The following is a 21,289-nucleotide window of genomic DNA, read 5'->3' on the forward strand; positions in this document are numbered from 1 at the left end:
GTTAGATCACCATCCCTAACAAATAGACGAGCGTGAAGATGAAAATCCAAACGACGTCCAAAAAGTGCCAGTACAAGCTGACAATAAACACTTTGCGCGCTGTTTTCGGCGTAAAGCCGCGCTGGAGAAGCTGGATGATGATCAAAATCATCCAGCCAATCCCTACACTGACGTGGGCGCCGTGCGTGCCGACGAGCACGAAAAAGCTTGATAAAAATGCGCTCGTCTGCATCGTCGCTCCTTCATGGACGTAATGGATGAACTCGCGAATTTCAACCGTAATAAACCCCAACCCAAGCAGAAGCGTCACGAGCAGCCAAGCGATCAGCCCGCTCATGCGGCCGCGGCGCATTTCAAAAATGGCCAACCCACATGTGAAACTGCTCGTCAACAGCAACAACGTTTCGATCAAAACGTCTTTTACCTCAAACAGCTCCGCTGCCGTCGGCCCCGAGCCGGTCCGTTGGAACAAGACGAGATATGTCGCAAACAGCGTCGCAAACAGCGCGACTTCCGCCCCGAGGAAAATCCAGAAACCCAATATGTTCAACCGACTTTCTTGCGTCCGATACTCCAGCGGCACCGTTTCCTCATAGCGATGTGCAGCTTCTCCCATTCGTCACGCCCCCTTCCGCACCGCTCGTTCCGTCCGTTTGATTTCGTCAACCGGAATATGGTAGCCATCATCGTCTTCAAATGAGCGGAGAATCAATCCAAGCACAATGAACAACGCACCAACGATAGCCAACGCAAACCACTTGAACACAAGGCCGAACCCGGCGACGAAAAACGCCACCGACATCCAAAACGGGCGTCCTGAGTTGCTTGGCATATGGATCGGCTTCAAGTCTTCTTCTTTCACGTGGAAGCCGCCATACTTTTTCTTCATCACCCAATACGCGTCCACATCTTCGACAACCGGCGTCACCGGGAAATTGTAATGCACCGGCGGCGACGCGGTCGCCCACTCAAGCGTCCGTCCGTTCCACGGGTCGCCGGTCATGTCGCGCTCGCCGTAGCGGGCGCTGTAATAAATGTTGTAACAAAGCACGATAAACCCGATGCCCATCAACACCGCCCCGACCGTCGCGACGACGTTGAGCGGCGTCCAGCCGAGACCAGCCGAGTACGTGTACATGCGGCGCGTCATCCCCATCAATCCTAGGAAATACATCGGGAAGAAGCAGATGTTAAAGCCGATCATAAACAGCCAAAACGTCCACTTGCCAAGCCGTTCATTCAAGATATGGCCGAACATTTTCGGATACAATAATGCAAACCGGCAAAGCAGGCGAACACCGTACCCGCGATCAACACGTAATGGAAATGGGCAATCAGAAAATAGCTGTTATGGTATTGATAATCGGCCGCGGCCATTGCCAGCATCACGCCTGTCACGCCGCCGATGACAAAGTTCGGAATAAACGCCAGCGACCAAAGCATCGCGGTTGTAAAACGAATTTTCCCTTTTCGGATCGTAAACAGCCAGTTGAAAATTTTCACCCCGGTCGGGATCGCGATCGCCATCGTCGTGATCGAGAAGGCAGAGTTCACGGCCGGCCCTGCGCCCATCGTAAAGAAGTGGTGCACCCAAACGATAAAGCTTAAAAACGCAATGCCGACGATCGAACCGACCATCGCCTTATAACCGAACAGCCGTTTCTGCGCAAACGTGCTGACCACTTCCGAGAAAATGCCGAACGACGGCAAAATGACGATATACACTTCCGGATGGCCCCAAATCCAGAACAAGTTCGCCCAGAGCATCGACATGCCGCCGTTGGCCATCGTGAAAAATTGCGTGCCAAATACGCGGTCGAACGTCATTAATGCCAAGGCGACCGTCAACACCGGGAAGGCGAAAATAATGAGCACGCATGTGATGAGAATCGTCCACGTAAACATCGGCATGCGCATCAACGTCATGCCCGGCGCACGCATTTTTAAAATCGTGACAAGGAAGTTGATCCCGGTCATCAATGTTCCGATCCCGGAAATTTGTAAAGCGACAGCGTAATAGTTGTTGCCGACGCCATGGCTGAATTCGTTGCCGGCAAGCGGGAAGTACGCCGTCCAACCGGCGTCCGGCGATCCGCCGATGACGAATGAAATGTTAAACAGCAACGCACCGAAGAAAAAGAGCCAAAAGCTTAACGCATTCAAATATGGAAACGCGACGTCGCGCGCCCCAATTTGCAGCGGAACGACAATGTTCATCAAACCGATGATGAACGGCATCGCCATAAACAAGATCATAATCGTCCCGTGCGTCGTAAATATTTCATTATAATGTTGCGCGTCAAGAAACTTCATGTTCGGCGCGGTCAGCTGCGCCCGCATCAAAAGCGCATCAACGCCGCCGCGGAAGAGCATCAAAACTGCGCAAATAATGTACATGACGCCGATTTTTTTATGGTCGACGGTAGTGAGCCATTCGTTCCACAGCCATTTCCATTTTTTAAAATACGTCAAGACGAACACAATGCCGATTATCGTTAAAACGATCGCGACATCAGCCGCGTAAATGAGCGGCTCTCCGGTTACGAAAAACTCGCTCCATTTCATCTTTCGCTCCTCCTTTCCTACTCCCCATGATGGTGACCGTTTGTCATCGTTTCATCATGTTGATCGTCATTTTTCATTGGCTTTCCATCTCCATGATGGCTGTTCTGTTTCGCATGGTCAATCCATTGCAAGTGGGTGTTCGAAAACGTCATTCGCCCAACAAGCCCCGGTTTTAAAATTTGTGTGTATTTTTCCTCATCGAGCTTCGGGGCGGTTTGTTTCACTTCATTTATCCATTTGCGGAAGTCCGTTCCCGTTTGGGCGACAACCTCAAATTCCATATGGGCGAACTTTTCCCCGGAAAAGTTGGCGCTCCGCCCCATATACGATCCTGGTTTATCAGCTTGTAAAATCAGCTCTGTCTCCATGCCGTCCATCGCATATTTTTGTCCGCCTAGCTCCGGCACCCAAAACGAATTCATCGGTCCGACGGACGTGAGCTTGAATTTGACCGGCACACCGGCCGGAATATGGACGTAGTTGACCGTTTCAATGTTTTCTTCCGGATAGCTGAAAATCCATTTCCAGTTCGCCGCCGTCACATGAATCGTGATCGGTTTCACGTTCTCGGTCGGCGGCTTTTCCAATGCAAACGTCGCCTTCACTGTTGGAACAGCGAGCGCAGCGACAATCAAAATCGGAATGGCCGTCCAGACGACTTCAAGCAACGTGTTTCCTTCCTCATCCGGCGGCTCATAGCCGGCATTTTCCGGCTTCTCGCGATAACGAATGAGAAAAACGGCAAACAACGTAAATACAACAACAATAATGAACAACATAAAGCCGACAGACCACATGATCAAATCATACTGCATGCGCGCCACCGGCCCTTGCGGATTTAACACCGCTGTGCGCTCGACGCAACCACCAAGCAAAAGCAAAAACGGCAAGGCTAACATGACGCGCCATATCGCCTGTTTCATCGCTCTGTATCCCCCTTTATCCGTCCCCGATATCCAGGGCGTCTTCCATCCAATAATTTATTTGTTTTCTACCATATCAAAGTTGAAAATATTTGAAACCAACACACGCAAAAGTTCATAAATCAGCAAAACATTTGTCACCAACTGTTCAATCATTGTTCAAGAAATCGTCACTTGTTTTCCTCGTTCAGGGAAATATTGATGGGAAAAGGGATTGAAGGAAGAAAAAGCCATCAAAAAAACGGCCGGATTCCTACGTTCCAAAAAATCCGGCCGTTTCTTGTATGTGAACTACCCACCACCTACGCTTCGCTTAGAGGCGGGGGCTTCAAGCGACTTGTGTATGTTCGCTGAACGGTAAGCCACACACAAGAACCCTTTACGCTTCCCTTCGTTCCGAAGGTGTCCGTTCTAGCCATATTCTATCCTATTCGTTGGCTAACGCCAACCGACATTCATCTCCCACTTTCACTGGTGCTGGCGCACCTTCACGTTTAGAAGTAGAAGACTTCTTTCGGAGGGAAGTTAAATGGTATACCCTTGCAGCTCAAGCTGTTTGCGGATGCGCGGATTCAACGTTTGCCACATCCATTGTTGGTAGAGCGCTTTTTTCTCATTCGACGATAAATAATAGCGCGTTCCGGCTTGGCGGCGCGCGCGCTCAGTCACATCGTACAGCGCCAGCGCCGCGGCAACGGAAATGTTAAAGCTTTGGACGAAGCCGTACATCGGGATGACGAACGTCCCGTCTGCGAGTTTCAGCGCCTCATCGGATACGCCGCTATGTTCGTTGCCAAATAAAAGCGCCGTCGGTTTGGATACATCGATGTCGGAAAGAGGAATCGTCCCCTCGCCAAGATAGCTGGCATACACTTGATACCCTTGCTGTTTTAAGTCGTTGATGGCGGTTTCGATATCAGGCTGCCGGTGAAGCGTCAGCCATTGGTCAGCATGGCGCGTCACGAGCCGGTTTGGCGAAAATGGCGCTTTTCCCGTGACGATATGGATGTCTTGAACGCCGAACGCCTCGGCTGTCCGCAGCACCGCTGCCTGATTGTGCGGGTCGTCGACCGCTTCAATCAAAACCGTAATATAACGGGTGCGCTCGTTAAGAACGTCATACATTCGTTTTAATCGTTTCGGCAAAATCATTTCCCAAACCGGACGCGTCTGCTCGGTCAGCAGCCCTTCTTGCTGCAGCTGGGCAAGAAACGTCTTCATGTCCCGTTCTTCCATGTCGATCACCTTCGCTCCGTTCCTCTTCTCCTGTGCTTTCCTATTGTACAAAATAGGATGCCGCTGGGCAATCTCGATCATTCCCTGAACTATTCAAACTATTCTATAAATAATATTTTGGAAACATTGTTCATTTACAAACTATCATTCATGCGGCTGCCGGAATCATTAACTTCGTCGTCTTGACTGCGGCTTTATCGTCATGCAACAACGGCATTTTCAGCACGAGCCGGATAATGGCGAAGCAAAACGGGGCTGACCCAAAAGAGCGGTAATGCTCCTATCTGGGGCGACATAGAAAAATAGACCAACACGAAAAACCCGGTAAAACCGAGGATTTCAGAGGTGGTCTCTTTCACATACTTCGGTTACATTTCATCAAAAAGGGACTTTTGAGTCAGCTCCGTTTCCTTTTCATTTGTTGGCAACTGCACAACCCGTCCCTCATCTTTCTTTGACGCCGATGTACGCCTGGCGCGGGTGGTTCGGCTGATCCGGGTATTTCAATCGGATTTTCCCTTCGTCGACCAGCTTCCCTAAGTAGTTGGTGCGCAGCCCATCCGGCGTCCGTTCCAACAGCGTCGCCAACTCTTTCAGCCGCAACGGTCGCTCGCAGCACAGGCGGACGATCATCTCTTCCATAACCGCCGGAGCCAACCGCTTTTTTCGACGTGCTAGTTCTGCCATCTCCCACAGCCGCTCATCGATCGACTCGTTTCTCTCTTCTTCCTCCCTTTCATCAACAGATATAGCATTATTTACGGAGTTTGGTGTTTTATTAACGGAGTTTTCACCTTTATTAACGGAGCATGTCGGGATATTTACGGAGTCAACCTCGTTTTTTACGGAGTTCGCCTCCCTATTCAAGGAGTTTTTCGAGTTGTTTACGGAGTTTTGTTCGATAATAACGGAGTTGAGCTCCTTATTTACGTAGTTGGCCTCGTTACTTCCGAAGTCCACGTCATGTTGATCCGCACCGTGTTCTATCCATGCTTGTTCTTGCTGTTGCAATGATTCATTGATTTCTGTTTCAATTGTCGCCCCCGCCTCAGCTGGAAACAACAATGGGCATAACGTCACGATCGTGCGGTCTGGATTCATTTGCTGCAAAATATCGACCGGCTGGACAAGCGCCCGTTCCTGCCAATCATGCATGCGCTTCAAACCGGATCCTGCGCGTTTGCATACATCGATCAACAAAAACATTTTAAAGATGTTCGGATTGCGCAGATTGCTCATTTGTCCAGCCATAGCGGCTTCAATTGGCAGGCGGAACCGGCCCGGGTTGGCAAATCGAAACGCCCCGTCCTCTTTTTCAACGGTAATGCCGCCTTCTTCCCCGTAATCGGCATGAACGATGGCATTAGCGAGCGCCTCGGCGAGCAGATCACGCCCTTCCTCAAGCCAAACGTGGCGCTCCAACTCCGCCAACACGCGGAAATAAAAATCATAGGCGTTGCCGGACCACGTTCCATCCTGCGATGTGAACCGCTTCGCCCATCCTGCCGCCTTTGCACCGTCATATTCCCGGTATTCTAAAAAATATTGCGGCAGCACCTCGGTAATGATCCGCTCTTCGCTGAACATCACGAGTCCGGCGAGCGTCAGTCCTTCTTTGCTGCTGTCGCGCAGCTTGCCCCAAGCGCCGATTTTGTATAAAAACTCTTTCGTCTCAAGACTGTTCCATGGATGCCCCGGTTTGGCGCGGGCAAACTGCTCCCGGTAATGGCTGACGGTCTCAAAATTGAGCTCGCTCAAGCTGTAATGCTCTAAAATAAAGCTGTCTGCCAACCCATTGGCGCGTTCATGAAACGAATGTGTATATTTATTCACTCTTGATCTTCCTTTAACATTATTTTTGCAAAACAGTCTTGACCTCTTTTTTTCTATTGTACCATCTTTTATTCTCCTTGCGGACGATTGCCAAAAAAAGAAAAGGGTTGTGGATATGTGGAACGAGCACACGCCGGTCGCCGACATTGAACAAGGAGAGCGGCTGTCCGTCGTGACGCGCAGCAAACGGCGGGTCACATGCGACCACATCGCCGTCTGTTCCCACTTTCCGTTTTATGACGGCGGATTTTATGTTTCCCGCATGTATGCTGAGCGCTCGTATGTCATTGCCATCACAGCTGCAGAGCCATACCCGGGAGGCATGTACTTGAGCGCCGACAACCCGAAGCGCTCGGTCCGTTCCGCAGCGGCAAATGGCGAGACGCTTATTCTCATCGGCGGGGAAAACCATAAGACCGGCCAAGGGGTGCCGACAATGCGCCATTATGAGGCGTTGTCCTCGTTCGCCTCGCAGTTGTTTACGGTAAAAGACATTCGTTACCGTTGGTCGGCCCAAGACTTGACGACGCTTGATAAAGTGCCATATATCGGCCCGATGACGGCAGGGACGCCAAACATTTATGTCGCGACAGGGTACCGGAAGTGGGGGATGACAAACGGCACAGCGGCGGGGATGATGTTGTCCGACCTCATTCTCGGCCGCGACAACCGGTATCGCGACTTGTACTCTCCGTCGCGCTTTTACGCCGACCCGAGCGTGCGGCAATTTTTCACGACAAACCTCGATGTCGCCAAACACTTGATCGTTGGAAAAATCGAACTAGCTGTTCGCCAGCCGCAAGATTTGGCGCGCGGAGAAGGGGCGGTCGTCTCGGTCAACGGGAAACGGGCGGGCGCCTAATAAGGACGAGGCGGGAACGCTTCATGTCGTTGATACGACGTGCACCCATATGGGCTGCGAGCTGGAGTGGAACAGCGGCGACAAGACGTGGGACTGTCCATGCCATGGCTCGCGCTTCTCGATCGATGGCGATGTGATCGAAGGACCGGCGAAACAGCCGCTCGCGTGCATTGAACTTGATGACACGAAGTGACGCGCTGACGCGAGACGGCGGCGCATGCAGAACATCGTTGCAGTGGACATGTCGACCTTGAATTCCAATGGGGGTTGGGAGCGTATATTCCTAACCCCCTTATCGTTTTCATTTGCCGATCGCGCATTTCGTGATAAGATGAAAATGAGAGTGGACTGTACGTTACATGATGTTTTCGGGAGGGATGACGCATGGACTTTGAACCGATTTTTCTCACCCCTGTCTTCCAAGAACGGATTTGGGGCGGCACGAAGCTCGCCGAACGATTCGGCTACGACATTCCGTCTTCGCAAACAGGGGAATGCTGGGCGGTGTCCGCCCATCCGCACGGACAGACAGTCGTCGCCCGCGGACCGTTTGCCGGGATGACGCTTGGTCAATTATGGGAGGAACGCCGCGATTTGTTCGGCCACTTCCCGTCTGATCGCTTTCCGCTGTTGACGAAAATTTTGGACGCCAACGCCGACTTGTCCGTCCAAGTCCACCCGGACGATGAATACGCCAAAACGCATGAAGGCGGAGAGCTCGGCAAAACGGAATGTTGGTACATCATCGATTGCAAGCCGGGCGCTGAGCTCATTTACGGCCATTACGCCGAGACGAAGGAGCAGCTGCGCGCCATGATGGAGGCGGGGGAGTGGGAGCGCTTGCTCCGGAAAGTGCCGATCCGCCCGGGCGACTTCTTCTATGTCCCAAGCGGCACGATCCACGCCCTTTGCGAAGGAACACTCGTCCTCGAGACGCAGCAAAGCTCGGACACGACATACCGCGTCTACGACTACGACCGTGTCGACAGCCAAGGGCGCAGGCGGGAGCTTCATCTTGACAAAGCAATAGATGTCACGACTGTCCCGCACCGCGACATCGACATCCGCCCCCATGTCGCCGAATTCCCGGGCGCGACTGTGACGACATTCGTGGAAGGCGACTACTTCGGCGTCCAAAAATGGGACGTCCGCGGCGCGTTCGAATCAGAGCAGGCAAAACCGTTTCTCATCGTCAGCATCCTCGAAGGCGAAGGCGAGCTTGTCCGCAAAGGACAGACATACTTGCTTCGCCGGGGCGACCATTTCATTTTGCCGCATCAATTCGGCCGTTTCACCATTCGCGGCTCCCTCCAGGCGATCGCGTCGTGGCCGCGGACAGGCAAATAAACGACTGACTTCCTCAACCAATGGGTTGCAACATACAAAAAAGGTGTCCTCTTGCCTTTGGGACACCTTTTTCTATTGTCCACCCGAGAAGGGGACGGCTGAACAGAACATGCCGTTCAACAATAGGATTTCACCCATGAAGAAATCCCATCATCTTCCCCGCTTAGGAGAAAGATGTCCCTTTCATTTGACCGAGACGATACACAGAGGCAATATGCCGCGCCGTTTGCGTCACATACTGTTCCGCCTGCTCGAACGCTTTCTCAAACGGAATGACGCCGGGAACAATTGTAAAGAGGGCGTCAATGCCATGGTCTAAGACGACCGCACTGTCGTCGCCTAACGAACCGGCGATGCCGATGACCGGGACGCCGAACTGCTTCGCCGTTTTGGCGACACCGATCGGCGTTTTTCCGAATATCGTCTGTCCGTCGATCCGTCCTTCACCGGTAATGACTAAATCGGCGCCTTTGACGCGCTCCGCGAGCTGAACCGTCTCGATCACAATATCAACGCCGCGCTTCAGCTCAGCCGGGAGGAACGCAAGCAACCCCGCTCCCAAGCCTCCGGCCGCGCCGGCGCCGGGAATGTCGCCGACTTGTTTGCCGAGTTCGCGGCTGATGACGTCGGCATAGTGCGTCAAGTTCTGGTCGAGAACCGCGACCATATCCGGTGTCGCCCCCTTTTGCGGGCCGAAAATGGCGGACGCGCCTCTCGGTCCGGTGAGCGGATTATCGACATCGCATGCGACATCAATGCGCACGTTCTCTAGACGCGGATCGAGCCCGGACAAGTCGATCGACTGCAAATAAGCGAGCGCTCCGCCTCCCGGACCGATGTCCCGGCCGTCTTCGTCCAAAAGCCTTCCCCCAAGCGCCTGCACCATGCCGGCCCCGCCATCGTTTGTCGCGCTGCCGCCAATGCCGATAATCAAATGAGTGGCGCCGGCGTCAAGCGCTGCTCGGATCAGTTCTCCCGTCCCCCGTGTCGTCGTCACCAACGGATTACGTCGGTCGCGTGGGACAAGGTGCAGCCCCGAGGCAGCCGCCATCTCGATGACCGCTGTCTTCCCGTCGCCGAGCAAGCCAAAAAACGCCCGCACCGGCTCACCGAGCGGTCCGGTCACGTTCACTTCCACGATGCGGCCGCCAGTCGCATCAACAAGCGACTGCACCGTCCCTTCCCCGCCATCGGCCATCGGCACTTTCACGTACTCAGCTTCTGGAAACACCGACCGGAACCCGCGTTCCACCGCCTCGGCGACTTCGAGCGCCGAGAGGCTTTCTTTAAACGAATCTGGGGCAATGACGACCTTCATCTTTTTCCCTCCTCGATGTCGTGAAACGGGGCGACACATGGCCATAACGATGCAAACGCAGCCGGCCGCACGAACAGCGGATTCATATCCGTGCGGCGCAAGCCACTAGGCCGCAGCGGCCCAGACGATGGCCATCGCGGTCAGAGCGGCGGTCGCCCCCTACTATTGTTTTCACCAACGAAAATGCCGTTTCCTTTATCGGGCAGGCAAACAGATAGATGCCGAATGGGCCAATGACCGTTGAAACAGTCTTGACCGCGATCAACGAAGGCAACGCTGCGCACTTCCGTCGCCGCGATTTTCCATAGGGCTCAGCTCGGAAGTGCAGCGCCCTCAGTCCGGCGTACATTTGATTTCCAGAAACTCGCGGTCTCTCGTCCCCGCCCGATGGTGCTGATGGAACGATCGATGTTTGATCCCCGTCCTTTCGCCGCTCGTATTATATACAACGAAAGAGGCAGGATCTAGCGGCATCGCTCATGATGTCAAATTTTGATAAAAAAAGACGGAGACAGCCGCTTTTGTGTGAGTAAAATATTTGTGGGTGACATTCCAAAATGATCCCCGACGAGGGTTGCGAACTTTTGTTCACGACGCTCGTCGGGGCCACCAAGCGAAGCGCGGTAGAACAAGCAAATGTCATGCAAAAAGGACTCTCTCCCTGCTATGATGGTAATTATCAACATCAACCGAAAACAGGAGGGAGAGAGTCCATGAAACATCTTAACACATAATGGATTTTATGGAAATAACTAGAGGAACAATTCGTCAGAACTCTTCAAAAGGTGTTCGCTGTCTTGTTGGCGGCCCTTTTGGAGGAGATCGATCAACAATTGGCGGAAGCGCGGGACAAGCGCCGGTATCAGCTGAAAGACAAACGGTCGACTACGATCCAAACGCTGTTTGGAGAAGTGACGTTTCGACGGAACGACTACTATGACCGGCAAACGGGGAACTATACCTTCTTGCTGGATGCCGAATTAGGCTGCTGGAAAGACCAAGGGCTTCGGGCGTTTCTGAGGGCGATGGCGGCCCGAATCGACGGGATTTGGCGGAGAAATGGGCAGTTGGTGGAGGAAGAAGAGACCCGAACGGCGGCCTCGGCCTCAACAACGTCCAAGCGGATCGAACAGGCCAAGCGGAAGGCCGGACGGTTATGGGCAGATGTGGTGCGTCAGAATCTACCGTGTCTGCAGCGGTCATCCAGGACACCGATCCATCAAGCGTTGTCGGTGCTCCGGGATGGTGGTTGTGTGTAAAAAAATGGAATATCGTATCATCGCCTCAAGATGAGGGATGAGAGTCCAAAAGCGCTTACGATATGAATTCCTGAAAATGGTTCGCTAACTAGTGATTGACAACGCCCGTAGTGAACCGAAAAAATGTTCTCCACAAAGTCTTGACTGACTCGACGCATACCCCTTGCCTCTTGGGGCGATGTTAAAGTCGTTGTTTGCCGATAAAACGTCCGAACATCGTGTCACCATTTATGTATCACACGAAACATTATCGGAACAAAACCAGCTAAACTGAGAAAAAAGTATTAAAAAACATCCCCCAAAGTAAAAGGGGACGGCTCACTTGTGATACGGCTCCCCCCGATTGATCCGAAATGCGCGGTAAATCTGCTCGAGCAAAATGAGACGCATGAGCTGGTGAGGAAACGTCATTTTCGAAAACGACAACGCCTCGTCAGCGCGCGCCATCACTTGTTTGCTTAAGCCAAGCGAGCCGCCGATGACGAACACTACCTTGCTTTTGCCATAGGTGGCGAGCTCATCGAGACGGGCGGCAAATTGCTCGGACGATTTCATCTTTCCTTCAATCGCAAGCGCGATGACGTGGGCGTCATGCGGAATTTTCGCCAACAGCCGCTCGCCTTCCCGCTGTCTGATTTGCTCTTCCTCAAGTTCGCTTGCCCGTTCGGAGGTTTTTTCATCGGCGACCTCAATGATCTCAATTTTTGCATATGCGGACAGACGCTTTGTGTACTCATTGATCCCTTGAATTAAATATTTTTCCTTCAATTTGCCCACAGCAGCAATGGAAATATGCACACATCATCCCCACCTTACAAACAACTTATCAACAATATTTATCCACATATACACAACACATATCCACATATTGTGCAAAAACATCAGCATCCTACGGCATAGACAGCCTTTTTCTTGCAAAAACGGCACAGTTTTTCGCTGTTATCCACAAACATGACATCAGGGGCCTGCTCCGTCTCATCCACATATTCGTCAATGGCCATATCGATGTGCTCCTCACATGTGAATATCATCATTCTCGCTCCTTTCCTTGTGGAAAAAAGAAGGAGCGTTTCCGCTCCTCCATCGTTTTCGTTTAATACGACTCACGCGTCAACTTCATCGTGACCGTGCGTTTTTCCCCATCACGATAAAACGTGACTTCCATCCGGTCGCCGATCGATTTTTTCGTATACAAATATTTGCGCAAGTCGAGCACATTGCGGATTTTTTCGCCATCAAGCGCCACGATGACATCAAACTGTTTTAAGCCTGCCTGGGCGGCTGGCGACATCGGCACGACTCGGATGACCGCAGCCCCTTCTGTTACATTCGGCGGCAAATGAAGCGTCGCCTGCAAATGGTACGATGGGATGTCGCTCAGCGAGCGAAGTTCAACGCCCATATATGGACGGCGCACTTGTCCGTATTTTTCCAAGTCCGAAATGATCGGAATGGCTGTGTTGATCGGGATCGCAAATCCGATGCCTTCAACCGCCTCTTGGGCGATTTTCATCGAATTAATGCCAATGACTTGCCCTTTGATGTTGACGAGGGCGCCGCCGCTGTTGCCCGGGTTAATGGCTGCGTCTGTCTGCAATACTTCCGCATTCCAATCCGGAGAGCCGTCCTGGTCCAAGTCAACTTCCACCGTCCGGTTCGTCCCGGAAATAATGCCTTGCGTCACCGACCCGGCAAACTGCAGGCCAAGCGGGTTGCCGATGGCGATGACCGGCTCTCCTGGCTTTACCGCGTCGGAGTCGCCGAACTCAGCCACCTTTTTCACATGCTTTGCATCGATTTCCAGCACAGCCAAGTCCATTAGCACATCGCTGCCCAGCAGCTTCGCCGGCACTCTCGTCCCATCTTTGAGGCTCACTTCGAGCTGACTGGCGTTTTCAACAACATGATGGTTCGTGACGATAAACGCCCGTCCTCCCGCTTTCTTGTAAATGACGCCCGATCCGACGCCAGCCTCGCCTCCTTGCGACCAGAAGCTGGCTTCTTGAATGTTGACAACGCCGACAACCGCATCCGATACTTGGTCGATCGCCTTTGTCACCGCCGTCGTCACATCGACGGAAACGCTTTGCCGAACCGCAGGAGCTTCACTTTCCCCTTCCGGCTTCCCTCGTTCCTCTTGCGACGGCACGATGTCGTACGGGAGGACGTCCCAACGGGAAAACGCCGGAATGGACATGAGGACAAGCAATCCTCCTAACACAGCGCCGACAAGCGTGGACAAAAACGAACCGCTGCGCCGTTTCCGTCTCGTTTGCCCGTGCGCTTCGTAATGGTCATCGTAATATCCCACATTCACCACCCTTTCCACATTCGTCTTCATCCCTCATTATAATCATCAATAGAGAAAAAAATCCAACAAACACATTTTCCCCAGTTTAGCCAAAACGCCTCTCATACATACGCCAACGCGGTCGCCCGACGGGGATCGGTGTCGTATAAATGAAAGCGGGCGCCGACTGCCAGCCCTCTTTGTTCCAATATTTGCGCCACAGTCATGCGCGCCAGCTCTTTCATATTGTTATCTTGACTTAAATGAGCCAAATACACTTGTTTTGTCCGCTCCCCGATCACATCGGCAAGCGCCAGCCCTGCTTCCTCGTTCGAAATATGGCCGACATCGCTTAAAATGCGGCGCTTGACGCTCCACGGATACCTCCCCATCCGCAGCATCCCGACGTCGTGGTTGCTTTCAAACACGAACACATCAGCATTTTCGATCGTCTTTTTGATCCGCTCGCTCACGTAGCCGGTGTCGGTGAGCAACGCAAGCTTTTTTCCCCCGTAGTGAAAGACGTAAAACATCGGTTCAGCCGCATCGTGAGAGACGCCAAACGATTCGACATCCACATCGCCGAACGTCCTCACCGCGCCGAGTGGAAAGACAAATTTTTGTTCGGCCGGAATGTCGCCGACGACCTGTTCCATCGCCCGCCATGTTTTTTCATTCGCATACACAGGCAGGCGGTATTTGCGAGCGAGCACCCCAAGCCCTTTAATGTGGTCGCTATGTTCATGGGTGACAAGCAGCCCATCAAGCTCCTTTGGATGGCGGCCGATTTCGGCAAACAGCTGCTCAAGCTGCCTGCCGCTCAACCCGGCGTCGACGAGCAAGCGTTGGCGGTCCGTTTCAACGTAAAACGCGTTGCCGGTACTGCCGCTGGCCAGTACACTAAATCGCATCGTCATTCAAGCTCACTCCAACACACTTCCTTCATCGGTAATGACTTGTCCTTCAAACGCATTCACAAAATAATCTTCTTTCCGATTGACGACGATATGCCATGTCGGCGTCAACACTTGGGAAGCGGTAAACTGGACGAGGCCATAGTAGCCAAGCTCCACTTTCGTGACGCGGTCGCCCGGCTGCAAATATCCTTTCCGGTACAGCGTCTCAAGAGCTTTAATGGCCGGAACGATGTCTTGTTTCCGCTCGTATTTTTCCAAGTCATCGAGCATCGTCTGTTCATAAGAAACAGCTTTTTGCTGCTTATTGACATGAATGATGAGCTTGCTGTTTTCGTTGCCATAAATCATTTTGCCTTCGTACACTTGGTAACAAATTACCGTTCCTTCCCCTTCATCAAATGACCAAAGGGCGTACTGCTCCCCATCCAAAATATAGCGCCGCAAAAACTCGCGCAACTGGTACGGGTCGCTGACATTTAAAGCAATGGGATGGAGAAACGTTCCTTTCAATTTCGTTTCTCCTTCTTCGATTTTTACTTTTTGCGCGGACAGTTTTTTCGTATCGGCGGCGGTAAACGCTCGGCTTTTGCCGCTGACGTACGCCGCTTTCGTCACTTCTTTCGGCAGCTCCACATACGTGATGCCGTTCGCTTTGAGCTGCTCTTCAATGGTCGTTTCCAAAATGACATCAAGCTGGCTGCTGTTTCGTTTTTCCATAAACTGATACACTAAAAAGCAGTCGAGGATGAGGAACACAATGATGAAAATCGTCTTCGTTTTACTCCAATCCATTCGTTCCCCCTCCTCCGCCGTCCCCATCGTCGCTCACTTTTTTCCACGTTTGCTCGTACAAATAAAACCACGCCGGTTCCAGACGAATCACTTTCTCCCGTTCCGGATCTTTGAAGAGCTCGTAGCCGATGGCGATATCTTTCACGAGCGATTTGCGAACGCCTTTCGCTTGTTCAAGCTGTTTGACGATCTCACGGCCGGACGGCAGCGTTTTCGGGGTTCGGGTGCGGTCGGGGATTTCCAGACGGAAGAGCGGGCGCTGATATTTCATTAAATCGCTCGCCCCCCACGTCTCCACGATTTCCGACATGCCGTATTCATTAAAAACCGGATACCCGTTGACAACAAGCCGGAAAATGACTTTCCGATCTTCTTCACTCCAACGGGCAAAATGGTATAAATCAGTCCAGCCGCCATGTTCATTGACAAAATCAATGCTTTTTTGAATGAAGTGAGTTTCTTGATCAGTTTGGCCCATATTGGAGACACGGGCTGCCGGATTGACATACAGAAGCAGGCGCTGAAAGAAATCGACGTCCATCAGTCGCGAACCATCGGTGTACTCCTCGCCAAACGGAATCAAGTCCTTTTTCACAAAGCTCGGGTCGCTAAACAGCGCTTCTTTAAACTTATCGACGTCCAACTCATCGGTGTAGTATTGCAAACTGCTAAGCTCCACTTCTTTTTCCGGCAAATAAAGCTGCTTCGTCTCGCTGACCGGATAAGCGAAATAACGTGGAAAATGGTTGGCCTCCTTCGCCAGCCGGCTGATGGCGTCCTGCGAAGCGTCACTGGCGGTCGCCTTATAAATTTTGTGCCTATCGGTTGCGATAAAATAGACTGGGAATTTATCCCCTTCACTGAATGGAACAAGAATGCGGTCAAATGCCAAGCCATCAAGCCCTCTATCTTCCACCGTGAAGATCAACCGGTAAATATCGATCGGCAGCTCGTCTGGGTAAATGATTTCCAGCCGCTCTTTTCCGTCTAAAAACGACAAAAACTTTCCTTGCGGGACGGAAGATGAAATGTTCTCAAAATCGTCGAGCGCCCATTTTTTGACTTCTTTCAGCACTTCATTTTTCTTTTCCTCTTTCGTGAGGGCGTAGTGGGCTCCGCCTTTATGGATGAGCACCTGCTTTGGCTGCACGACCATCGCCGTATCAACTTGCGTATTGCTGACGGAAACGTGCTGAATATACTCGTCGTTTTGCAGCACGTCATATTTAGGATGATACGTCCATAAAGCAAATGTCATCATAATGCTGATGAGCACAAGCGACGTCAACACAACTGTTTTGATCGCTTCATACATCGTACCAGTCATCCTTTTGCTCCCGTTCTAGCGGCAGCGTAAAATAAATCGTCGTCCCTTTATGTTCTTTGCTTTCCGCCCAAATCGTCCCGCCATGGGCGAGCACGACTTCTTTGGCAATGGCCAGTCCGAGGCCGGTGCCGCCCAATTTGCGCGACCGCGCCTTATCGACCCGGTAAAAACGCTCAAAAATTTTCGCCAAATCGGCCTTCGGGATGCCGACCCCTTCGTCGCTGACGCTGACAATGATCTCGTCGGCCAGCTCGCGGACGCGGAACGTGATCGTCCCGCCTTGCGGAGAGTATTTCAACGCATTGGAAATGATGTTATCCAATACTTGTGTGATTTTGTCCTCATCCACTTCGATGAAAATCGCCTGGCGCGGAATTTTGCGAACGAACCGGATGTTATCGCTTTTTGTCAGTTCAAACCGGTCAATCACTTTATGAAAATAAGCCGAAAAATTGATCCATGTCTTTTTCAGCTTGTAATCTTTGCTGTCGAGCTTCGACAGATGAAGCAAGTCGTTGACGAGCCGAATCATGCGCTCCGTTTCATTTTGCACGACTTGAATGAACCTTGGAGCGATGTCTTTATCTTGCCAGGCGCCATCCGCCAATGCCTCTAAATAGCTTTTCATTGTCGTCAAGGGCGTGCGCAGCTCATGCGAGACATTGGCGACGAACTGCCGCCGCTCGCGGTCGATTTTTTCTTGCTCGGTGATGTCGTGCAAAACGACAATCAGCCCGTTGACAAACCCGCCCTCTTTTTGAATGACCGATAGTGACGCCCGCAAAATGTACAATTCCTCATCGGTGCTGAAATCCAAAATGAGTGAGTCGCGTTCCTCGAGCAGCGTTTCAAACGTATATTGGTCAGCGATGCCGAGCACGTCGACGATCGAACTCGACAGCACTGTTTCACGTGAAACATTCAAAATGTTTAACGCCGCATCATTAATGAGAATGACGCGGCCGCGGCGGTCGGTCGCGATCACGCCATCGGTCATGTGCGTCAACACCGACTCAAGCTTGCGCCGTTCGCCTTCCGTTGTCGCCTGCGCTTCCTGCAGTTTTTTCGTCAAGTTGTTAAAGGTCATCGCCAGCTGGCCGATTTCATCATAGCCGTACACTTTGACTTTGCGGGAAAAATCGCCCCTTGTCATCGCCAGCGCTTGCCGGCGCATATCGGAAATCGGCCGGGTGATGGTGCGCGACAAAAAAATACCGAGCACGGCGGTAATGGCGAGCGCGATCCCCGTCCCAGTCGCCAAAATCATGTTGATTTGCCGCATTTGCGAAAAGACGTTTTCCATTGAGGCAATAACGTAAATGACCCCTTTGACTTCCCCGCTCGTCTTAATCGGAGTCGAGGAAATGTACATACGATGGCCTGTCCTTGAATCAAGCATCATCCGGTCGACAGTTTCGCCGGTGACGAGCGAACGCTTCACGTAAATCTCCGTCGTCCGCTTCCCGACGATGTTTTGCATATACGGATTCGACGTCGCCAACACCTTCCCTTTGGCATCAATGACGCGCACTTCGGAAATATCTTGGGAAACGAAATCATGAAGAAGCGAACGGATGTCTTCTTCCAATGTCGGGCTTTTTTCATCGCGCTCCCGATTCATTGCCTGCTCGACGTTATAGGCGAGCAGCGTCACCCGTTCGTTCAGTGAGTTTTTGAAATTTTGCACAAGCTCCGTTTCCAACTTACGGACAAAATACACGCCGATGATTTGCATGGCGACAAGAATGAGCAGCACATAAATAATAACAAACTTAAAGCGGATCGAACGAAATGGCCCTACTTTTTTCATGCCGACTCATGACTCCTGTTCCGGGTTGCGCAAATAATAGCCGACGCCCCGTCTTGTGACGATCCACGACGGATGGGAAGGGTTGTCTTCGATTTTTTCACGCAGCCTTCTTACCGTCACATCGACCGTGCGCACATCGCCGTAATAGTCGTAGCCCCAAACCGTTTGCAGCAAGTGTTCGCGCGTCATCACTTGGCCGATATGTTTCGCCAAATAGTGGAGCAGTTCAAATTCGCGCTGGGTCAACGCGATCGTCTCCCCCCGTTTTTGCACGACGTACGCATCTGGACGGATGACAAGCGGCCCGATGACGATTTCATTCGTTTCATTCTCCACTTCCTCTTGGTTGGCTGTTTGCGCATGGCGGCGCAAGTTCGCTTTGACTCGCGCCAGCAGCTCGCGCGTGCTGAACGGCTTTGTCACATAATCGTCCGCCCCCAGCTCCAAACCAAGCACTTTATCAATCTCGGAATCTTTCGCCGTCAGCATGATGATCGGCATGTCGTATTTTTTCCGCACCTCGCGGCATACTTCCATGCCGTCTTTCAGCGGCAGCATAATATCCAATAAAATCAAATCCGGCATCGTTTCTTCCACTTTTTGCAGCGCTTCCTCGCCGTCATAGGCGCAGATGACTTCGTACCCTTCTTTTTGTAAGTTAAATTGCAAAATATCGGCAATCGGTTTTTCATCGTCAACAACTAAAATGCGTTTTTCCATCTCGCTCACGCCCTTCCTTTTGCGATGGAATGCTATCATTATTAATTTACCACGTTATAAAAACGAAATCATCCTTTGCCCGCTGCCATTTTGAGGAGCAAACCATATATATAGATGCAATTTGAAGATTTACCATTTGCAGCCTTTATCGACTGTCAGGCGACCGAACAACGCCGCTTCACAGACCCATATATGGGTCTGTGAAGCAGGTGGTTGTTCGGTCTTCCGTCACGCCTTGGCGTGACGGGGCAAGCCTATGGCTTGCCTTCGACAGTCGAAAATGGACAAACCGCTTTTCCGTCAAGGATATGTTAAACTTCTTCGTTGCATCTATATAGATGCAATTTAAAGCTTTAACATTTTTCGTTTTTACCGGTCATTTCATCCGAATGTCAAGTGACCGAACAACACCGCTTAAAGACCCATGAATGGGTCTTTAAGCGAGTCGTTGTTCGGTCTTCCGTCACGCCTTAGCGTGACGGAGGCAAGCCTATGGCTTGCCTTCGACAGTCAAAAATGGATGAGCCACTTTTCCGCCAAGGATATGTTAAACGATTTCGTTGCATCTATACAGTGAAAAGGGCATAGACGCACGCGCATGACACCGATCACGGACGGAACCGCTTTTCCTCCGCGAATGAAAAAAGCATAGACGCATGTGCATCTATGCTTTGGTGTTCACCGCTAGCCGCTTATGCATAAACGCTGCGGACGACGTTCGTTTGCGAGCGGTCCGGACCGACAGAGAAAATCGAAAGCGGGATGCCGGTGAGTTGGGAAATGCGTTCGACATAGTGGCGGGCATTGGCCGGCAGCTCGTCCAAGCTTCTCACCCCGGTGATATCTTCCGTCCAGCCCGGCAGCTCTTCGTAAATCGGCTCGCATTCCGCCAAAACTTTTAAGCTGGCTGGAAACTCCTCGATCACTTCACCGCGATATCGGTAGGCGACGCAAATTTTCAACGTTTCAATGCCGGTCAACACGTCAATCGAATTGAGCGACAAGTCGGTGATGCCGCTCACCCGGCGGGCATGGCGAACGACGACGCTGTCAAACCAGCCGACGCGGCGCGGACGGCCGGTTGTCGTCCCATATTCGCGGCCCACTTCACGAATGCGGTCGCCGATTTCATCATGCAGCTCGGTCGGGAACGGCCCATCGCCGACGCGCGTCGTATAGGCTTTTGCCACTCCGACGACGTGCTTGATTTTCGTCGGGCCAACGCCAGCACCGATCGTCACCCCGCCGGCCACCGGGTTGGAAGACGTAACAAACGGGTACGTCCCTTGGTCGATATCGAGCATGACGCCTTGCGCTCCTTCAAACAGGACGCGGCGTCCTTCATCAAGCGCGTTGTTCAATACGACCGATGTATCACAGACGTATTTTGCGATTTGCTGGCCATACTCGTAATACTCTTCAAAAATGTCCTCGAAGCGGAACCCTTCGGCACCGTACACTTTTTCGAACAACATGTTTTTCTCTTCCAAGTTGCGGGCCAGCTTTTCCGCAAACACATCGCGGTCGAGCAAATCGATGATGCGGATGCCGATGCGCGCTGCTTTATCCATGTACGCCGGCCCGATTCCTTTTTTCGTCGTGCCGATTTTATTGGTGCCTTTCCGCTCTTCCTCAAGCCCATCCAATTTCAAATGATACGGCAAAATGACATGGGCGCGGTTGCTGATGCGCAAATTATCGGTCGAAACGCCGCGCTCATGCAAATAGGAAAGCTCGGCGACAAGCGCTTTCGGATCAATGACCATGCCGTTGCCGATGACGCAAATTTTGTCTTTATAAAAAATGCCCGACGGGATTAAGTGAAGCTTATACCGCTCTCCGTTAAACACGATCGTGTGTCCGGCGTTGTTCCCTCCCTGGTACCGGGCAATGACTTCCGCGTTTTCCGATAAAAAGTCTGTAATTTTCCCTTTTCCTTCATCGCCCCATTGCGTGCCGACAACAACGACTGACGACATGGCGAGCACCTCCAGTTTCCTCGGTCTAAACATTGTCAGTGTATCAGTTTTTCGGTGCAAAGTCAATGAAACACGAACATTTTAAACAGTTATAAACTTTTTGTTCGTCTA

At 51.9% G+C, this 21,289-nt stretch carries 15 protein-coding genes and 4 pseudogenes; 4 read left to right on the forward strand and 15 right to left on the reverse strand.

The window, feature by feature from the left end; all coding sequences use genetic code 11:
• Position 1 precedes the first annotated feature (1 nt).
• The 5 genes and pseudogenes from qoxC to QSJ10_RS15165 all read right to left on the reverse strand — a co-directional run bounded on the left by qoxC (position 2) and on the right by QSJ10_RS15165 (position 6,557).
• Positions 2–616 (reverse strand): cytochrome aa3 quinol oxidase subunit III, encoded by a 615-nt coding sequence (qoxC, locus tag QSJ10_RS15145; protein WP_049625413.1) that lies wholly within the window; start codon positions 614–616, stop codon positions 2–4.
• Between the two features lie 3 nt (positions 617–619).
• A pseudogene (qoxB, locus tag QSJ10_RS15150) lies at positions 620–2,565 on the reverse strand (cytochrome aa3 quinol oxidase subunit I).
• Positions 2,566–2,582: 17 nt separating this feature from the next.
• Positions 2,583–3,488, reverse strand: coding sequence for a cytochrome aa3 quinol oxidase subunit II (gene qoxA / locus QSJ10_RS15155; protein WP_042381220.1), 906 nt, complete (start codon positions 3,486–3,488; stop codon positions 2,583–2,585).
• A gap of 525 nt (positions 3,489–4,013) precedes the next feature.
• Positions 4,014–4,724: a TrmH family RNA methyltransferase gene (locus tag QSJ10_RS15160; RefSeq protein ID WP_033008879.1), complete on the reverse strand. Its 711-nt coding sequence runs from the start codon at positions 4,722–4,724 to the stop codon at positions 4,014–4,016.
• A gap of 444 nt (positions 4,725–5,168) precedes the next feature.
• Positions 5,169–6,557 carry a DUF8451 domain-containing protein gene (locus tag QSJ10_RS15165; protein ID WP_053532534.1) on the reverse strand — a complete coding sequence of 463 codons (1,389 nt, stop codon included), beginning with the start codon at positions 6,555–6,557 and terminating at the stop codon, positions 5,169–5,171.
• 124 nt (positions 6,558–6,681) lie between these two features.
• Between QSJ10_RS15165 and QSJ10_RS15170 the strand changes: the two are divergent.
• Together QSJ10_RS15170 and manA are read left to right on the forward strand one after the other, a co-directional pair.
• Positions 6,682–7,612, forward strand: a pseudogene (locus QSJ10_RS15170) (FAD-dependent oxidoreductase); the annotation flags it as partial.
• A 191-nt stretch (positions 7,613–7,803) separates the two neighbouring features.
• On the forward strand, positions 7,804–8,766 hold the full coding sequence (gene manA / locus QSJ10_RS15175; RefSeq protein WP_033008876.1) for a mannose-6-phosphate isomerase, class I: 963 nt from the start codon (positions 7,804–7,806) through the stop codon (positions 8,764–8,766).
• A 163-nt stretch (positions 8,767–8,929) separates the two neighbouring features.
• Here manA and QSJ10_RS15180 read toward each other — a convergent pair whose 3' ends face one another.
• Positions 8,930–10,084, reverse strand: a complete 1,155-nt coding sequence (locus QSJ10_RS15180; RefSeq protein WP_053532536.1) for a glycerate kinase — start codon at positions 10,082–10,084, stop codon at positions 8,930–8,932.
• Between the two features lie 785 nt (positions 10,085–10,869).
• On the opposite strand from QSJ10_RS15180, the pseudogene QSJ10_RS15670 reads away from it, so the two are divergent.
• Positions 10,870–11,010, forward strand: a pseudogene (locus QSJ10_RS15670) (UPF0236 family transposase-like protein); the annotation flags it as partial.
• Positions 11,011–11,073: 63 nt separating this feature from the next.
• Positions 11,074–11,343, forward strand: a pseudogene (locus QSJ10_RS15675) (ISLre2 family transposase); the annotation flags it as partial.
• A 318-nt stretch (positions 11,344–11,661) separates the two neighbouring features.
• On the opposite strand, the gene rlmH reads toward QSJ10_RS15675, so the two are convergent.
• The 9 genes from rlmH to QSJ10_RS15230 all read right to left on the reverse strand — a co-directional run bounded on the left by rlmH (position 11,662) and on the right by QSJ10_RS15230 (position 21,178).
• The gene (rlmH, locus tag QSJ10_RS15190; protein WP_020754209.1) at positions 11,662–12,141 is read right to left on the reverse strand and encodes a 23S rRNA (pseudouridine(1915)-N(3))-methyltransferase RlmH; all 480 of its coding nucleotides are present in this window, start codon (positions 12,139–12,141) and stop codon (positions 11,662–11,664) included.
• Between the two features lie 83 nt (positions 12,142–12,224).
• A complete protein-coding gene (locus tag QSJ10_RS15195) occupies positions 12,225–12,344 on the reverse strand; it encodes a CxxH/CxxC protein (protein WP_434543311.1) in 120 nt (39 codons plus the stop codon).
• A 92-nt stretch (positions 12,345–12,436) separates the two neighbouring features.
• The gene (locus QSJ10_RS15200) at positions 12,437–13,654 is read right to left on the reverse strand and encodes a S1C family serine protease (RefSeq protein WP_053532759.1); all 1,218 of its coding nucleotides are present in this window, start codon (positions 13,652–13,654) and stop codon (positions 12,437–12,439) included.
• A 101-nt stretch (positions 13,655–13,755) separates the two neighbouring features.
• On the reverse strand, positions 13,756–14,550 hold the full coding sequence (locus QSJ10_RS15205) for an MBL fold metallo-hydrolase (RefSeq protein ID WP_033016890.1): 795 nt from the start codon (positions 14,548–14,550) through the stop codon (positions 13,756–13,758).
• A 6-nt stretch (positions 14,551–14,556) separates the two neighbouring features.
• On the reverse strand, positions 14,557–15,342 hold the full coding sequence (locus QSJ10_RS15210; protein ID WP_053532758.1) for a two-component system regulatory protein YycI: 786 nt from the start codon (positions 15,340–15,342) through the stop codon (positions 14,557–14,559).
• Positions 15,329–16,657, reverse strand: a complete 1,329-nt coding sequence (locus tag QSJ10_RS15215; protein ID WP_053532757.1) for a YycH family regulatory protein — start codon at positions 16,655–16,657, stop codon at positions 15,329–15,331. The genes QSJ10_RS15210 and QSJ10_RS15215 overlap by 14 nt, the downstream gene beginning before the upstream one ends.
• Positions 16,650–18,479 (reverse strand): cell wall metabolism sensor histidine kinase WalK, encoded by a 1,830-nt coding sequence (gene walK / locus QSJ10_RS15220; protein WP_033016895.1) that lies wholly within the window; start codon positions 18,477–18,479, stop codon positions 16,650–16,652. Before walK ends, QSJ10_RS15215 begins: the two co-directional genes overlap by 8 nt.
• A 6-nt stretch (positions 18,480–18,485) precedes the next feature.
• Positions 18,486–19,199: a response regulator YycF gene (yycF, locus tag QSJ10_RS15225; protein WP_049625405.1), complete on the reverse strand. Its 714-nt coding sequence runs from the start codon at positions 19,197–19,199 to the stop codon at positions 18,486–18,488.
• 692 nt (positions 19,200–19,891) lie between these two features.
• Positions 19,892–21,178 (reverse strand): adenylosuccinate synthase, encoded by a 1,287-nt coding sequence (locus QSJ10_RS15230; protein WP_053532726.1) that lies wholly within the window; start codon positions 21,176–21,178, stop codon positions 19,892–19,894.
• Positions 21,179–21,289 lie beyond the last annotated feature (111 nt).

It is taken from the genome of Geobacillus stearothermophilus ATCC 12980, from assembly GCF_030369615.1.
GTDB classification, from domain to species: domain Bacteria; phylum Bacillota; class Bacilli; order Bacillales; family Anoxybacillaceae; genus Geobacillus; species Geobacillus stearothermophilus.

Bases quoted from the DNA above. Each gene is read 5' to 3' on its own strand.
- qoxC (WP_049625413.1), bottom strand. From the start codon at position 616: ATGGGAGAAGCTGCACATCGCTATGAGGAAACGGTGCCGCTGGAGTAT.
- qoxA (WP_042381220.1), bottom strand. From the start codon at position 3,488: ATGAAACAGGCGATATGGCGCGTCATGTTAGCCTTGCCGTTTTTGCTT.
- QSJ10_RS15160 (WP_033008879.1), bottom strand. From the start codon at position 4,724: ATGGAAGAACGGGACATGAAGACGTTTCTTGCCCAGCTGCAGCAAGAA.
- manA (WP_033008876.1), top strand. From the start codon at position 7,804: ATGGACTTTGAACCGATTTTTCTCACCCCTGTCTTCCAAGAACGGATT.
- QSJ10_RS15180 (WP_053532536.1), bottom strand. From the start codon at position 10,084: ATGAAGGTCGTCATTGCCCCAGATTCGTTTAAAGAAAGCCTCTCGGCG.
- QSJ10_RS15195 (WP_434543311.1), bottom strand. From the start codon at position 12,344: ATGGCCATTGACGAATATGTGGATGAGACGGAGCAGGCCCCTGATGTC.
- QSJ10_RS15205 (WP_033016890.1), bottom strand. From the start codon at position 14,550: ATGACGATGCGATTTAGTGTACTGGCCAGCGGCAGTACCGGCAACGCG.
- QSJ10_RS15210 (WP_053532758.1), bottom strand. From the start codon at position 15,342: ATGGATTGGAGTAAAACGAAGACGATTTTCATCATTGTGTTCCTCATC.
- QSJ10_RS15215 (WP_053532757.1), bottom strand. From the start codon at position 16,657: ATGTATGAAGCGATCAAAACAGTTGTGTTGACGTCGCTTGTGCTCATC.
- walK (WP_033016895.1), bottom strand. From the start codon at position 18,479: ATGAAAAAAGTAGGGCCATTTCGTTCGATCCGCTTTAAGTTTGTTATT.
- yycF (WP_049625405.1), bottom strand. From the start codon at position 19,199: ATGGAAAAACGCATTTTAGTTGTTGACGATGAAAAACCGATTGCCGAT.
- QSJ10_RS15230 (WP_053532726.1), bottom strand. From the start codon at position 21,178: ATGTCGTCAGTCGTTGTTGTCGGCACGCAATGGGGCGATGAAGGAAAA.